Source organism: Albibacterium sp., from assembly GCF_035514885.1.
GTDB lineage: Bacteria > Bacteroidota > Bacteroidia > Sphingobacteriales > Sphingobacteriaceae > Albibacterium.
Genome location: NZ_DATJCH010000024.1, coordinates 297,469 through 312,915, shown reverse-complemented (window position 1 = coordinate 312,915; position 15,447 = coordinate 297,469). Strand labels below are relative to the sequence as shown.

At 37.2% G+C, this 15,447-nt stretch carries 12 protein-coding genes; 4 read left to right on the top strand and 8 right to left on the bottom strand.

Features of this window, described 5'->3' with window-relative positions; translation table 11 throughout:
• Positions 1-20: 20 nt before the first annotated feature.
• Positions 21-593: a YceI family protein gene (locus VL047_RS12520; RefSeq protein ID WP_325361049.1), complete on the bottom strand. Its 573-nt coding sequence runs from the start codon at positions 591-593 to the stop codon at positions 21-23.
• A 241-nt stretch (positions 594-834) separates the two neighbouring features.
• On the opposite strand from VL047_RS12520, the gene VL047_RS12515 reads away from it, so the two are divergent.
• On the top strand, positions 835-2,070 hold the full coding sequence (locus VL047_RS12515) for a BamA/TamA family outer membrane protein (protein ID WP_325361048.1): 1,236 nt from the start codon (positions 835-837) through the stop codon (positions 2,068-2,070).
• 57 nt (positions 2,071-2,127) lie between these two features.
• On the opposite strand, the gene VL047_RS12510 is transcribed toward VL047_RS12515, so the two are convergent.
• The 7 genes from VL047_RS12510 to VL047_RS12480 form a co-directional block, all read right to left on the bottom strand.
• The gene (locus VL047_RS12510) at positions 2,128-3,303 is read right to left on the bottom strand and encodes an alpha-hydroxy acid oxidase (RefSeq protein ID WP_325361046.1); all 1,176 of its coding nucleotides are present in this window, start codon (positions 3,301-3,303) and stop codon (positions 2,128-2,130) included.
• Positions 3,304-3,315: 12 nt separating this feature from the next.
• The gene (locus VL047_RS12505; RefSeq protein ID WP_325361044.1) at positions 3,316-4,668 is read right to left on the bottom strand and encodes an FGGY-family carbohydrate kinase; all 1,353 of its coding nucleotides are present in this window, start codon (positions 4,666-4,668) and stop codon (positions 3,316-3,318) included.
• A 16-nt stretch (positions 4,669-4,684) separates the two neighbouring features.
• The gene (locus tag VL047_RS12500) at positions 4,685-6,811 is read right to left on the bottom strand and encodes a bifunctional aldolase/short-chain dehydrogenase (RefSeq protein ID WP_325361042.1); all 2,127 of its coding nucleotides are present in this window, start codon (positions 6,809-6,811) and stop codon (positions 4,685-4,687) included.
• 212 nt (positions 6,812-7,023) lie between these two features.
• Entirely contained in the window at positions 7,024-8,055 is a 1,032-nt protein-coding gene (locus tag VL047_RS12495) for a substrate-binding domain-containing protein (protein WP_325361041.1), read from the bottom strand.
• 484 nt (positions 8,056-8,539) lie between these two features.
• Positions 8,540-10,168: a carboxylesterase/lipase family protein gene (locus tag VL047_RS12490; protein WP_325361039.1), complete on the bottom strand. Its 1,629-nt coding sequence runs from the start codon at positions 10,166-10,168 to the stop codon at positions 8,540-8,542.
• Positions 10,169-10,200: 32 nt separating this feature from the next.
• Positions 10,201-10,929 (bottom strand): LytTR family DNA-binding domain-containing protein, encoded by a 729-nt coding sequence (locus VL047_RS12485; RefSeq protein WP_325361038.1) that lies wholly within the window; start codon positions 10,927-10,929, stop codon positions 10,201-10,203.
• A complete protein-coding gene (locus tag VL047_RS12480; protein WP_325361037.1) occupies positions 10,919-11,995 on the bottom strand; it encodes a sensor histidine kinase in 1,077 nt (358 codons plus the stop codon). The genes VL047_RS12485 and VL047_RS12480 overlap by 11 nt, the downstream gene beginning before the upstream one ends.
• 187 nt (positions 11,996-12,182) lie before the next feature.
• Here VL047_RS12480 and VL047_RS12475 point away from each other — a divergent pair, with 187 nt between their 5' ends.
• From VL047_RS12475 to VL047_RS12465, 3 genes are read left to right on the top strand one after another with little or no spacing between them, the layout of a single operon-like run.
• Positions 12,183-13,514, top strand: a complete 1,332-nt coding sequence (locus tag VL047_RS12475; protein ID WP_325361036.1) for a TolC family protein — start codon at positions 12,183-12,185, stop codon at positions 13,512-13,514.
• Positions 13,515-13,517: 3 nt separating this feature from the next.
• The gene (locus tag VL047_RS12470; RefSeq protein ID WP_325361034.1) at positions 13,518-14,699 is read left to right on the top strand and encodes an efflux RND transporter periplasmic adaptor subunit; all 1,182 of its coding nucleotides are present in this window, start codon (positions 13,518-13,520) and stop codon (positions 14,697-14,699) included.
• Positions 14,696-15,442: an ABC transporter ATP-binding protein gene (locus VL047_RS12465; RefSeq protein WP_325361033.1), complete on the top strand. Its 747-nt coding sequence runs from the start codon at positions 14,696-14,698 to the stop codon at positions 15,440-15,442. The genes VL047_RS12470 and VL047_RS12465 overlap by 4 nt, the downstream gene beginning before the upstream one ends.
• Positions 15,443-15,447: the final 5 nt, after the last annotated feature.

Below are 15,447 nucleotides of genomic sequence, written 5' to 3'. Positions count from 1 at the left end.
CCAAATCCTGTTAATGATTCTTATTTCTTATGCTGAAACTCACCGTCTGCTTTAACGATTACTTCATCACTAATCATTGGTGCAGGGAATTTAGATCCAAGTCCGAAATCAGAACGCTTGAATGTGCCTAAAATCTGAATTCCTGCAACAGATGCTCCTTGAGGATTTACAATAGTTCCACGGTGATTCATCGTTACAGTTATAGGTTTAGTCACACCTAGTAAAGTAAGATTTCCTTTTACATTATACTTACCATCACTTACTTTCTCAATCGATGTACTTTTAAACGTCATTGTAGGGAATTTCTCCACATCGAAAAAGTCAGGGCTTTTTAAGTGAGTATTTCTTTGTTCTACTCGCGTATTGATTGTATTAGTCGGAACAGTCAATTCAATCGCAGCATCACTGAAGTCCTCTTTTGATGAAACAATACTTACATCGAATTTATCAAAATGTCCAGGAACATCTGCAATCCCTAAATGTGTTACAGTAAATCCTAATTTTGAATGATTTGGATCAGCTTCCCATGTAGTTTGTGCAAATACTCCGGCTGATGCAAATAGCAAGGCTAAAAATAAAGTGATTTTTCTCATAATAATCTTAATTGTATTTAAATGTTTATTTATAAATTTCTTTTTCTTTGGTATCAAAGATACATTACCTTTGCTGGAAAAATCTTGACCTATATCAATTAATAACCTAAGTCATTAATATTTTACATAGTTTTCGACAGTTAAATGTACAAACAAAACATTATTCCTGCTGTTAATTTATCAAACTAGGATAACAATAGACCGTTATTCATATGAATAATGAAATATACCGTGTATTACTATGCGTAAACTGTTGAGTGTGATTCACTTTTGTCTTTTACTGACACTGTTTCCTCTTTTCACTTACTCGCAAAACGCGAGTAATGCTATCATTGAAAATAATGTACCCAGCGATACTTCTAAACAAAAAGACTTACTCGATATTGGAAAATCCATATTGAAGATAAAACCAAAAACCCTTGAAGAAGAAAAGAATAAAAAAGCGTACTTCTCCATATTACCCATTTCAGGAGAATTACCTGGCGGTGGCAATATCTTAATAACATCCACTACAGCAGGATTTTATTTAGGGAATCGGGATAGTACATACCTCTCTTCTGTAGTTTTTACTCCATATTGGAATTTCAGAAGCCGTTTCGGTATTCCACTAAGAAGTAATCTCTGGCTTGCCAATAACACTTGGAATATCAAGGGCGATACGCATTTTATGGTTTATCCTCAATATACTTGGGGGTTAGGCGGAGGCCAGCCTTCTGAAGATAAACTGCTGATTAACTATAATTATATCCGATTCTACCAAAGTGCCCTGAAACGCATCAAGCCCTATTTTTATGCAGGCATTGGATACAACTTAGATTACTTTCATAATATTCATACAGATTATCCAACAGGTCTGGCAGATTTTACAGGTTATAATTATGGGACTGAAGAAGGTTCAAATGCTTTTTCTTCGGGCATCAGCCTAAATTTACTTTACGATACTCGTAATAATTCTATAAATCCTATTCCTGGCGTTTATGCTAATTTAATCTATCGTGTAAACTCAACATTGTTAGGCAGCAATTCTACATGGCGATCAATCTATCTCGATGCACGAAAATATATCCCTTTTGCAAAAAGGCCAGGTCAACAAAATGTATTAGCAGTCTGGTCTTATTTCTGGACGGTTTTAGATAATCATACTCCGTACCTAAACTTACCCAGTATAGGGATGGAACCTCAATATAAGTCGGGCAGAGGAATAGAGCAAAGTCGTTATCGTGGAAAAACCCTGATCTACCTCGAAAGCGAATATCGTAGAGATATAACCAACAATGGCTTATTTGGATTTGTAGTTTTTGCTAGCATTAATTCCGTAAGTGATACGGACAACAGTAGATTTAAACACATTAATCCTGCAGCCGGTGCAGGATTACGAGTTAAGTTCAATAAAGGTTCGAATACTAATATTGCAATCGACTATGGTTTTAGTAAAGGTTATTCTGGAGTATCAGTAAGTTTAGGTGAAGCTTTTTAATTTTATTATAAGGGCTAAGTATTAATATATTTCAAAGGAATAACATTGCTGATTTAATTATTTTTGAATTAAACATTCCTTGAAATCCTCCAACGTTTCGCAACCCAATTGTTCCATAACCTGCTTTAGCTGTAGTTTCAATATAGCAATTGTATGATCGCCACCTTTTTCACCTAAGGCGCCTACTCCATACATAAAGGGCCTGCCCATAAAGGTAAAATCAGCACCACAAGCCAAGGCTCTTCCAATATCAGGTCCTGATCGCAAACCACTATCAATCATAACTTTTAATTTATCCCCAAATTTATCTACCAAGCCTTTCAAAGGCTTAATAGTCGACTCTCCAGAATCAATCTGCCGTCCTCCATGATTAGAAACAATAATTCCATCTGCTCCAATAGCTGTCACTTTCTCTGCATCCTCTTCATTAACAATGCCTTTAATTACAAGTTTTCCTTTCCAAATATCTCGGATAGCTGAAATCTTATCAGCATCAACCCTACCTGTAAAAGTGGAATTCATAAATTTACCCAACTGACTCAGATTTAAGTCTTTAGACATATAGGGTTTTAAGGTTGCAAACTCAGGTATACCTACTCGAAGTGTTTCAAAAGCCCAAGTTGGTCGAGTAGCTGCTTGTAGAAAATTATTAATAGTCATCCGTGGAGGCATGGATAAGCCACTCTTTATTTCACGATATCGCATACCAAAAGAGGGAACATCAACAAGTACAACTAAGACCGGGCACTGAACAGCTGCCAGTCGTTTTAGAATATCATCACGCAAGCTGTTTTCTGTTGGATGATAGAGCTGAAACCAGGCCTGCCCCTCTGAAACCTCAGCAATTCTCTCAATACTGCTTGTAGAAACAGTACTTAAAATATAAGGAATATTCTGTCTTAAGGCCGCCTTTGCTAATATTTCAGGTGCATTAGGCCACATTAAACCTTGCAAACCAATTGGAGATATGCCAATAGGAGCAGAATAGCGATGACCAAACAAATCAACACTCATATCCATCCCCTTAATCTTTCGAAGATAATGAGGCATCAAACTAATCTGATGAAAATCAGATTCGTTACGCAACAAATTAACTTCATCATTACAACCACCTTCAAGATAATCAAAGGCAAATTTCGGCATTCTCTGTTTGGCTTTCTTTTTCAAATCAGAGATAGATGGATATTGAGGGTTGTACTTCAATAAACTATCATTTTCGTTCATCTTTTCCATTAGGTATATTAATTATAGCTTCGGCTGCTTAGAAGCAGCATAAAATTTCAACTCAATTAAATCATTAGGCAAGGGCAGAGTATTCCAAGAACTGTGAATTGCCAGAGCTGTTCCCATTGCAGTAGCCTGAGCCATTGAAGCAGCAAAAACTTCCATCTCAGGAAACACTCGTGATAGAAGATTCATATAGATCGAATTCTTACTAAAACCCCCATCTACGAAAATCCGGTTCACGCCAGATGAATTAATAATTAATTCTGTTGATTTTTTTTGTTGTAAAACAATATTCGCCATTAGGTAATGGTATGCTTCGATATCTGATGAGAATACAGACAAATCTATTTCTGAGAAAGGCTGTGTACTTCTTTTATCATTCACAATATCAAAGTACTTACTTTCAAATGCTACATTTTTATACTTCGAAGTAACCTGATTGAAATATTGTGCGATCCTTTTTACCTCCACTTCATGTTCATGACCCGCAAAAAGCCGTGAAGCTTTTACCGGAGTACCTTGATATTGTATATATGAAAGACAATCTGACTGAAGTTCCTCCTTTGTCAACGGACTAGCTGTAAAAGGATTAAAACTTATACACCAGGTTCCGGTTGAAATAAGAATGAATGGCTCTTGAAAACTTACCAGATAAGGTATTAATGCAGCCGAACTATCGTGTAAGCCAGTTCCTACTCCATAATTGTTACCCGGAAAAGTTGCAGGCATCACACTATCCGACGGTACAATCGGTGCTAATTTATCTCTTATCCCTTCTTTGTCAACCCATTCATGATATGCATTCTTACTGAAATCCCATAAATTGGTGTGACAGCCAATGCTAGTTATATCTGAATATAGCTTCCCAGAAACAAGGAAGCTCATATATTGCGGAAGATGTAAAGCATATTTTATCTTTTTAAATAGCTCTGGTCTTTCTTTCTTTATCCTATAAAGCTGCATTCCGGAGTTCAGACTCCCCAAAACAGGAGAAGCCGTTTGAAATGCAAATTGATCCTCTCCGCCATATTTTGAATAAAACTCTCTTTGAATGTCTTCGGGATATGGTTTCAAATAGCTGTATAGCGGGGTTAAAGGTCTTCCATTTTCATCTACATGCACCATACTGGCCCCATAGGTAGAAAAATTGATCGCTTTTATTTCAAACTCCGAATTACGAAATACTTCATGCAAAGAATCAAATATCGAAAGTCTTAGGCTCTCCAGGTTCTCACAGGGAAATCCATCTTCATCTGTAATTTCAAGAAAACGTGCCGATCGTTCAAAAACTATCTTATACTGTTCATCAAATAGAAAAAGCTTTTTATTTGTTTTTCCTACATCAAATACAGCTATAACAGGTTTTTTCATAATGATCCTCTATTTTCTATCTCACAAATGCCATAGAAACTCCACCATCTACATTTAATACGTTTCCAGTAGCTTTATTCATTAAGCCTCCAACAAACACGAAACAAGCATTTGCGATATCTGCAGGCAAAATCATTTCATTCAATAAAGTACGCTTAGCATAGAAAGCCGGCAACTCTTCAATTTTAATTCCATAAGCTTTAGCACGTCCTTCTGCCCAAGCACCTTCCCATATCTTACTATCAGAAATTACTGCATCAGGATTCACAACGTTAACCCGAATTTTGTCCTTTCCAAGTTCCGCAGCATTTAATCTGCTTAGATGTATTTGTGCTGCTTTTGCTGAACCGTAGCCTGCATTGTTAGGCCCTGAAACCAAGCCATTCTTACTGGCGATGTTTATTATATCTCCACCTATCTTTTGCTTTTTCAGAACTCTAACTGCTGCTTGAGTAATCTTAAACTGCCCTTTTACCAACACATCATATAAAAGATCCCAATCTGCGTCAGTATGATCCTCAATCGATTTTGAAATCGATAAACCTGCACAGTTAACTACGATATCCACTCCTCCAAAGTTAAGAGCAGCAGCATCGAAAGCTCGTTGAATCTCTTCGTCTTTCGTTACATTTAAAGGCACCGTTATAAAACTATCTTTACCATATTGTTCTAAGAATTTATTACCGGTAGTTGCCAATCGCTCTAGATCCATATCATTCACAACAGCTACTGCTCCCTCCTCAATAAACTTTCTAACTATTGCTTTTCCAATTCCACCCGAGCTACCTGTTACTAAAGCAATCTTGCCTGATAATGCCTTCGGTTTTGGCATACGTTGAAGTTTCGCTTCTTCCAGCAACCAATATTCAATATTAAAAGCTTCCTGCCTATCTAAAGAAGTATATTCTGAAATAGCTTCCGCACCACGCATAACGTTAATTGCATTGGTATAGAACTCTGCAGCTACCCTGGTAGTTTGTTTATCCTTTGAAAAAGAAAACAATCCAACTCCCGGATATAAGATAATTACCGGATTTGGGTCTCTCATTTTAGGAGAATTTGCATGCTTGCAAGTTTCATAATATTCAGCATACATTTTTCGATAGTCTTCAAATAAAGGCTGAAGCTTAGATGAAATTTCTTCTGGATCACTTAAGTCGGTATCAGGCTCTAAATTAAGCACGAGCGGACTTATCTTCGTACGTAAGAAGTGATCCGGACAGCTGGTTCCCATAGGAGCCAAACGATCAAGGTCATTGGAATTTATAAATTCCAAAATACGCTTATCATCTGTGAAATGACCAATCATATGTCGCTCAGAAGAGCAGAGCCCTCTCAAAACAGGTGCAATCTTTGCAGCCTGTTCTTTTCGTTTATCTTCATTTAAACTTTGCAGACGTTGCCCTCCAAAAACAGACCCATTACTTTCAACTCTGTCTTCTATATATTGAGCACATTTTTCAACAACAGTTAATGTATTAATATAGCAATCATAGGCTGTGTCTCCCCAGGTAAATAACCCGTGTGAACCTAACATAATTCCTTTTATACCTGGATTATTATCCAAGCATTCTTTAAGTTTCAAACCTAAGTCAAAACCTGGTCTTTGCCATCCAACCCAACCTATTTCACCATTAAATAACTCCTGAGTAATTCTTTCACCATCTTTTGCCGCTGCAATTGCAATCGCAGCATCCGGATGTAAATGGTCAATATGTTTAAATGGTAAAAACCCATGCAAAGGTGTGTCAATGGAAGGAGCCTTAGAATCTAGATCATAAATGCAATGATTAAATAAATTCACCATTTCATCTTCATATTCTATACCCCTATAAACATCCTTAAGATCCAACAGTCTATCCAAATACAAGGCTGCCAATCCGCTCCTCTTTAATGTTCCAATATCTCCGCCAGACCCTTTAATCCACATCACTTCTACTGCTTTATTAGAAAGGGGATCTTTCTCAATAGTTTTGCATGAGGTATTACCTCCACCATAATTGGTTAAACGCAAATCTGAACCAAGAAGATTTGACCGATAAAGTAGCAAAGCTACTTCGTCACCTGCCAATTTAGCCGCTGTCTCATCATCCCAGAGATAGCTTACATGGCTAAAATTAAGTTTGGATTTTAAGTTTGTCATATTTTACGTTATCTAGTTCAATTCTCTTATCAATTCTCTTTTAACCCTCTGTTTTAATTAGAAGATTAACTAGTAAAGTATAAGATTTAATGTTTAATATTAATTGATTATTCTAATATCACAATGATAGAAAATGTGTTCTGTTTAACTGTCATGTGCTGTTATGAGATAAGTAATTGCAACATTAAATTATCATTTCCATAAGACATTTTTTAAAGAGATGAACGAATAGTTAGATAAAACGGTACTTCCTCATGGCGTGTAGAATTCTCTAGAATCAACTTGGCAGCGGTGACTCCCATATGGCTAAAATCTGTCGATACTGTTGTTATTCCATTCATAATAAACTTTTTCAATGGCGTCTCATTATACGAGATCACACCCACATCTTTTCCAACTTCTAATTTTAACAACATGATCCGGTCTAATAACTTTACCAAATCATCTTCCATCAAATTAATATAAACTTCACCAGCTTTAATGGGTTCTTTTGATACATCGCTTACCAATAAATGTGTGAATGCATACTGTTGACAAAATCTGTAGAACCCCTTTATAATATCTTTAGGATAGTAACTTTTATCCGGAAATATCAACTTTAAAGTATCGTATTTACTTAAGCGTTCTCTAGCCTGCTCAAGTGCATTATAGATATCGTTTGAGAAGCTTTCATATACTGCTGCATAATTTCCCTCAATACCAGGAATTTCTTTATCTACTAATACAAGCTTCTCCTTTGGTATCGAATTTATTATTTCTACCGCCTTTTCTCTACCATCAACAAAGTGAGGTATGATTACATAATGTGTATATTCACGCTTCGGATTTAATAAAAGCTTCTTAAAGTAAGTTAAATCATTATTATAGATATAAAAATCAACAGAAACATCCTCTCCAATAGTCGATATAAAGGCATCATATATCAACTTCTTATGTGCGCTCAATTTGTTAAAAAAGAGAACAACATGCAGTTTTTGCTTTAGATGAGTATTTAACACATAATATCCTTTACCCGGCACAGAGCCCAGAGCCCCCATTTTCTTCAAATGCTTATACCCCTTCTCAGCTGTATCTCTTGATATTTCAAGAATATAACTAAGCTCATTGATTGAAGGCAGAATTTCATCCTTAGTCAGCTTACCCATTTCAATTGCCTTTAATACTGAATTCGTAAGCTGTATATATTTAGGCGTTATTGAATGTTCATCAATCGTAACATGCTCAAAGAAAGGCATCAGCTTCATAATAATTGGTGTTAATATTTGAAATTTACAATAAATAAAATCAAAAAAATAATCTTTATTTTAATAATGAGAAAAACTCGGGCAGCAAGCATTTAAGGACTTCGCCATCTATTATCAGTTTTCATGCTTTAACAAAAAAAGCATGTTATTGTACCATGATCTAAAAATCTCTGTACAATAAACATGCTTACAATAAACCGACTATAAATCACCCCGTCCCACTCTTAACAAATAGAATCTCTCAATTGTATCCTATGTCTACATTTTCATAAGAAATTATAAAACTAATACAGATAAACTGAATGGTTATTTAGTACATAGGTAGGGGCGAATACTTATTAATATATCACCCCTACATATATGTACTACCATTTAAATAAACCATCATAGTAAATAATCATTACGAAACTAACTTTAATAATTTAAACAACTGTCCTGTACTATCCACCTCTATCCTGTACCATCCGATAGTCAGATAGCGATATTATTTTGTGTAAATTCCATCTAAAAATAAGTAACGTGCACGATCAGTCGCCAGCTCCTGTTTAGTAATAACATCTATATTTATAAATGGTGCATTATCCGTATTCGTAGTAGGCGACCATTGAGGAAGGTCTGGACCGTTTGGATTTCCTGTTTTTATAAAATTGGCAAAGTACTTAAACATAGTTTTAGACACCTTATAGTCATCTGAAGTCCATGCATAAACCGGATTGGTATCAAGGTTACCCATTGCATACTCAATTTCAAAAGCATGAGGAGCACCTTCTGAAACTGGCGTCTGTTGTGTCGTAATCTCTTGTTTTCCTTCAGTAAAGCCACCAGCCAGGCCAGGAACTAAATTGGAGAACTCAGAAGCCATTGGTGGCTTTGATTTTGAGAACAAATAGCGATAAACAGGTTTTCCACCTGTCAAAGTTTGCAAATCAATCCATTTCCAGGTACTATATACAATAAACCCATCACTCGCTAATGCAGTTGCCGACCGAACTACTTCTTGCTGTGTATTTCCAGGATACAGTTTCAAAATCAAATCCGCCTGTTCAGGGTATTCCTGTCTTATCTTTTTCGCATAGTTCTCCGGAGTCGGTGCATCTGCACCCATAAATGCCTGATAAGGTATCTCTGCAGAATTCCATCCTGCGAGCAGAGGAACCTTAGCTTGTTCTCCGGCAGCGAAAATGGCCGGCAATGTCTTTGGTAAAAAATACCCGTCAATAGTTGAAGATGCACTAAAAACTCCGGGCATTGAAGCTGCCTGAAGCAGTTCTTCAGCAGGCATTGCACGTAATGCAGCAAGAGAACCGGCTTTAACTTTTTCAGCGAATGCAAGGCCATTCTGCTCACCAACTTCCATTGAAACCGGTGCAAGTGTTGGGAAGATCATAGCACCACTTTCGCCAATTGCGCCTGCAATTAGATCCTTTGATAAAGGGGATGCCATCTGGGCAGATACGGCTATTGAACCAGCCGACTCGCCAGCAATCGTTACCCGTGCAGGATCTCCACCAAAGGCCGCTATATTTTCCTGTACCCACCTCAAAGCGGCATTCTGATCCATCAAGGCATAATTACCAGATGAATTATGAGGAGATTCTTTAGTCAACTCAGGATGTGCCAAAAAACCAAAAACACCAAGCCTGTAGTTTACAGTAAGAGCAACGATGCCCTCTTTAGCCATATTCTCACCATCGTAGCGAGCCTCGGATCCATCGCCCGCCATAAAACCACCTCCATAGAAATATACCAAAACAGGAAGTTTCTCATTCGAAGATTTCGCCGGGGTCCAAACATTGAGATAGAGACAATCTTCACTCATACCGTCCGAACGAAATTTCATATCTCCAAAAACTTTTGTTTGCATCGCACTGGGCCCGAATTTATCAGCCTTTTTTATCCCTGTCCAATTTTTTGCTGGTTGAGGATCCTTCCACCTAAGATCTCCCACAGGAGCTTGTGCAAAGGGTATTCCCTTAAAACTACGAATACCAGACGACTCAAGGACACCTTCCAAAGTTCCATTTGAAACTTTTACATGAAGGCTTGAATTAGTTTGCGAAAAGGCCATTAGACTTACAAATTGAATTACGACAAGTAGATTAAATAATTTCATGTTTTATGCTTTATTGGGTAAATATACTTTAATTACAACCATTTACTTAGATATTCATTAAAGGCATCTTTATACTGATCGCCAATAGTTATATTCACATCGCCAATATTGATGGAATTTTTAGTAATGGAATTTATTTTTTCAAGTGCTACAATATAAGAACGATGCAACCGCATAAACTTTTTTGGGGAAAGCTTTTGTTCCAGCGACTTTAAGCTCGTTAAAGTGAGCACAGGCCTTTCTGTTCTTTCCAGATACACCATCACATAGTCTTTTAAACCCTTAATATAGATGATATCCTTTATAGCAACACGAATTAGATTATACTCAACCTTCAAGAAAATATATTCTTCCGGACTCACCGACATCTCCGGCACAGGCTTTAACATTTCAGCATAAGCTCTTGCTTTATTAGCAGCCTTTAAGAAATCTTCATAGTCAAAAGGTTTAAGTAAATAATCCAATGCATCGACTTTATACCCTTCCAGCGCAAAGTTATTATAGGCTGTGGTAAAAATTATCCGTGGACCTGCACTTCCCGGCTTTCTTTCCAATAAACGGGCTAATTGAATTCCGGTTATATCAGGCATCTGAATATCTAGAAAGATCAAATCTATTGCTTGCTCATGCAGCATCTCCAATGCTTTTATTCCGTTAGAAAAACTTCCTGCTAATTTCAAAAAAGGAGTCTTTTCAATAAAGCTGCAAACCAAGCCCAGAGCAAATGGTTCATCATCAACAACTATACAATTAAGCACCATTTAGTATCAATGTTAAGTGAACAATAAACTCATTATCATGCGTTTTCTGTGAAGTAAATTCATGCTTCTCCGGATAGAGCAAATCCAAACGTCTTTTAGTATTTGTCAGACCTATGCCGCTATACTCATCTACGGCCGCTATTTGTTCATTAAAAACTGAGTTCTTTACTATCATATCCAATTTATTGGCTTCCAGCTTAAACTCGATTGATATCACAGAAGATACTGTAGTACTCACCCCATATTTAAATGCATTTTCAATATAAGGCAAAAAAAGCATCGGAGGGATCTGTATATTATCTTTCAGATCAGGTTCCTTAAACACAATCTCGGTTGTCTCATTTAACCGAAGTTTCATTAGTTCAATATAGTCCTTTACGAAAGATAATTCCTGACTTAGTGGAGTAATGCCAGCCTGTGTATCGTATAACAGGTAACGCATCATGCGAGATAATTTATGCAAAGCGCTGCGGGAAGTCTCAACATCCACATAGGTTAATGCATAAATATTATTCAATGTATTGAAAAAGAAATGAGGATTAATTTGTGCCTTCAGGAAAGATAATTCAGATCCTATCTTTTCTTTCTCCAATGCTTCACGAAGAAGTTTATCTGCCTGCCACTTCTGCATTAATGAAACACTCGTACTGATAGTAACTATAAAAAGAGTTATCATGGTCAGGATGGAATTAAATATCTCATTCCCCATCCCCCTCGTTGGTCTCATACCCAAATCTCGGAACGTTTCATTCATTACTCTTGGCAGCTGCAATATATCATCTAAAAGTTTAGACAACGGACCAATTAGCAATGACAAAATAAGAACTGCTGCGATAAACAATAAAGCTTTATTCTTTAACAAAAGCCGGGGAACGAGTATATAACTATTGAAATAAAATATACCAATTAACATGCATAGAACACCTCCCTGTTTAATCCAAAACTGATAGGGTAAGCTAACATTCCATGTTAATGGCAGAATAAAAAATGGAGTAAAAGCAAACAGCGTCCAAACCAATACATGCAGCACAACAGTGATATAAGAACGTCTTTTTAATGGATTCATCTTTTGTGAATTTAAATACAATTAACAGTTCACCAAGGTAATCAACCAAATAAGACATGTCCAAATATTTCCGTCGATTACAATTTGCCGTTGGTCTATATGATTCCAACGCTCGTCTATTACGTTTTTCAGTTTGATTTAAGAAGCGTTGATTTGGTGAAGATAAACAGAAATTAAACAATTCCTTATGTCACGTTTCAAAATTAAATTCCTCATCATCGCACTCTTGGGATTCTTCTGGTTAGAAGGATTTAGCCAAGCCCCAACTACCAAAACATTACCTGAAGTATGGGATTTAGCAGCTTGCCTACAATATGCTAAAGAGAATAATATTCAATTACAGAATTTAAAACTGGACAAGCAAAGTGCCGAGCAAAATCAGATACTAGCTAAAGCTGCCGTACTCCCTGACTTAAGTGGCTCCGCCTCTCAGTCATTCAATCATTACAATCTCAGTTCAGGCAGCTCTTCTTCCATTAATGCATCAGGTTCTTATGGATTAAACTCAACATGGACATTATACCAGGCAGGCTACTTAAAAATGGATATCCAACAGAAGGACTTGGCGGTCCAGTCGGCAAACTTTAATATCCTTCAAACTGAAAATGATATTACACTACAGATTACACAGGCTTACTTAAATATTCTACTAGACAAAGAGAGTATTATTTACAATCGGGATCTTGTTGCAACCTCTATTGCCCAATTAGAGCAAGCACAGAAATTATATGATGCCGGTGCAACCGCACGTAAAAATGTAGTTCAGTTAGAAGCACAATTGGCGAGCGACCAATACAACTTAACTGCTTCTGAAAATGCCGAACGTCAAGATAAGATTACATTAAAGCAGCTTTTACAGCTACCGGAACTAGCGAACTTTGAAATAGTAAAGCCGGATACAATAATAACCGATCAAATTCTGCCTGAACTTTCAGACGTACAAGAATACGCCTTAGCAAACCGTCCGGAAATAAAGAATGCTGCCTTGCAGATACAAATCGCTGACCTGAGTTTAGGAAAAGCAAAGGCAGGCTATCTTCCCACCATCACATTAAGTACAGGAATGGGAACCAGCTATGCCAACGATCCGACTTACAATGCTTTGCAGCAATTCACTAATAATTTTCATCAGCAAGCCAGCATAAATTTATCCATTCCAATTTTTACTAAGAAAAGGAATCAGACAAATGTTGCACTGGCAAATATAGCAAGCGAAAAAGCCCAATTAGCTTATGAAGATACACGGACAAGCTTATCGCTTACTACAGAAAATGCTTTCATCAACGCTCAAAACTCAAAAAATCAATTAGCGGCAGCAGCAGAGCAATTGAAATATAATGAAGAAGCATACCGGATCGCAAATGAAGAATTAGAACTGGGAGAGGTTGATATTGTCGACTTCTATCAACAAAGAAATCTATACGTACAAGCTTTGCAATCAAACATTCAAGCCAAATACAACGCCTTATTAGCAGCCAAAATCTATGAGTTTTACATTGGGGAACCTATTAATTTATAAATCATGAAACCAAAAAAAATCATCACCATTCTTATCTTGATTATAGTCTTCATTGGACTAATCTGGTACTTTTTTCTTAGAACTACCGAGCAGCAGCTTACACTTTCTACTGAAAAACCAACAATAGGAGAAATCTCCACCAGCGTAACGGCAACCGGAACCATACAACCAGTAGATACTGTAAGTGTAGGTACGCAGGTCTCAGGTACAATCGCCGCTTTATATGCCGACTTTAATTCAACGGTTAAAAAGGGCCAGCTATTAGCTGAACTTGATAAAACACTGATACAAGCCGATGTAGACAAGGCCAACGCAAATTTAGCACAGGCAAAGAGTAACGAAAACTATCAATCAACAACCTTTGCACGTCAGCAAAAACTATTTGATTCAGGATCTATCAGCAAAGCTGAATACGAACTCGCACTCAATAATTACCAGGTAGCTAAAACCTCTGTAACAAATGCTGAAGCGCAGTTAAGGTCTGCACAAAGAAATCTTTCTTTCACGAGTATATACTCACCCATAGATGGTGTGGTTCTTGGAAGAAGTGTTAATATCGGACAAACGGTGGCTGCAAGCTTCAATACACCAACCATCTTTACCATTGCAAAAGATATTACAAAAATGCAGGTAGTAGCCAAGGTTGATGAAGCTGATATTGGTGCAATTGAAAAAGGCCAACGCTCAACTTTTACAGTCGACGCTTTTGTTGAAGACACCTTCAATGGTACAGTAAAAGACATCCGTTTACAACCGTCAATTTCTTCCAATGTTGTTACTTACTCTACCTTAATAGATGCACCTAACGATGATCAGAAACTCAAACCAGGAATGACGGCCAGTATCGTTATCTATACAAAAGAGATAGAAGGAGCTACACTGGTTTCAGCTAAGGCATTAAATTACCAACCAGATGCTGCACTTGCAAGCCAATATCAACTCATTCCAATAGCAAATGCAGAAAGTAATCCACCTTCGGCAGGAGAAGGAACCGTTTGGGTAGTTGAAGGCAATAAAATTGTTCAAAAAAAGATAAAAACTGGCCTGAATAACAATACCCAGGTAGAAGTTATAAGTGGACTGACACCCAATGATGTAATCGCTACCGGAACACAGAATCAGGTAGCAGCTTTTCAAGGAGCTGCCTCCAGTCCATTCTTACCTAAAAGACCAGCAAGAAAATGAGCAAGAAGATCTTAGAAATCCACGATGTAAAAAGAGAGTTTACCATGGGAAGCGAAACAGTAAGGGCGTTAAAAGGTGTTTCTTTTGATGTAAATGCCGGAGAATTTGTAACCATTATGGGAAGTAGCGGCTCAGGCAAAACAACACTTCTGAATATATTAGGTTGCCTGGATAAACCTTCCAATGGGATTTATTTGCTGGATGATGTAAACGTAAAAGACCTATCAAGAGATGAACTCGCCAAACTCAGAAATACAAAGATTGGTTTCGTTTTTCAAGCATATAATCTATTACCCAGAACCTCGGCACTTGAAAATGTTGAATTACCCTTACTTTATAATTCTTCAATCAGCACCAAGGAGAGAAGAGAAAGAGCAATTGCTTCTCTTGAAGCTGTAAAACTAGGAGATCGGTTAGACCATACACCCAATCAACTATCGGGTGGCCAGCAGCAGCGGGTAGCCATTGCCCGCGCGCTGGTAAATGAGCCAGTAATGATACTTGCAGATGAAGCAACCGGGAACTTAGATACACGTACTTCTTATGAAATCATGACTTTAATGCAGGAACTCAATCAGCAGGGAAAAACAATCGTATTCGTTACACACGAACCTGATATAGCATCTTTTACCAGCCGAACAGTGATGCTAAAAGATGGTAAAGTACAAAAGGATATTCAAAATATGAACCACCGTTCTGCAAAAGAAGCTTTAGTTTCTCTGCCTGTAACCGATGACTATTAATTAAT

Coding starts and splice junctions, on each gene's coding strand:
- VL047_RS12520 (WP_325361049.1), bottom strand. CDS start 593: ATGAGAAAAATCACTTTATTTTTAGCCTTGCTATTTGCATCAGCCGGA.
- VL047_RS12515 (WP_325361048.1), top strand. CDS start 835: ATGCGTAAACTGTTGAGTGTGATTCACTTTTGTCTTTTACTGACACTG.
- VL047_RS12510 (WP_325361046.1), bottom strand. CDS start 3,303: ATGGAAAAGATGAACGAAAATGATAGTTTATTGAAGTACAACCCTCAA.
- VL047_RS12505 (WP_325361044.1), bottom strand. CDS start 4,668: ATGAAAAAACCTGTTATAGCTGTATTTGATGTAGGAAAAACAAATAAA.
- VL047_RS12500 (WP_325361042.1), bottom strand. CDS start 6,811: ATGACAAACTTAAAATCCAAACTTAATTTTAGCCATGTAAGCTATCTC.
- VL047_RS12495 (WP_325361041.1), bottom strand. CDS start 8,055: ATGAAGCTGATGCCTTTCTTTGAGCATGTTACGATTGATGAACATTCA.
- VL047_RS12490 (WP_325361039.1), bottom strand. CDS start 10,168: ATGAAATTATTTAATCTACTTGTCGTAATTCAATTTGTAAGTCTAATG.
- VL047_RS12485 (WP_325361038.1), bottom strand. CDS start 10,929: ATGGTGCTTAATTGTATAGTTGTTGATGATGAACCATTTGCTCTGGGC.
- VL047_RS12480 (WP_325361037.1), bottom strand. CDS start 11,995: ATGAATCCATTAAAAAGACGTTCTTATATCACTGTTGTGCTGCATGTA.
- VL047_RS12475 (WP_325361036.1), top strand. CDS start 12,183: ATGTCACGTTTCAAAATTAAATTCCTCATCATCGCACTCTTGGGATTC.
- VL047_RS12470 (WP_325361034.1), top strand. CDS start 13,518: ATGAAACCAAAAAAAATCATCACCATTCTTATCTTGATTATAGTCTTC.
- VL047_RS12465 (WP_325361033.1), top strand. CDS start 14,696: ATGAGCAAGAAGATCTTAGAAATCCACGATGTAAAAAGAGAGTTTACC.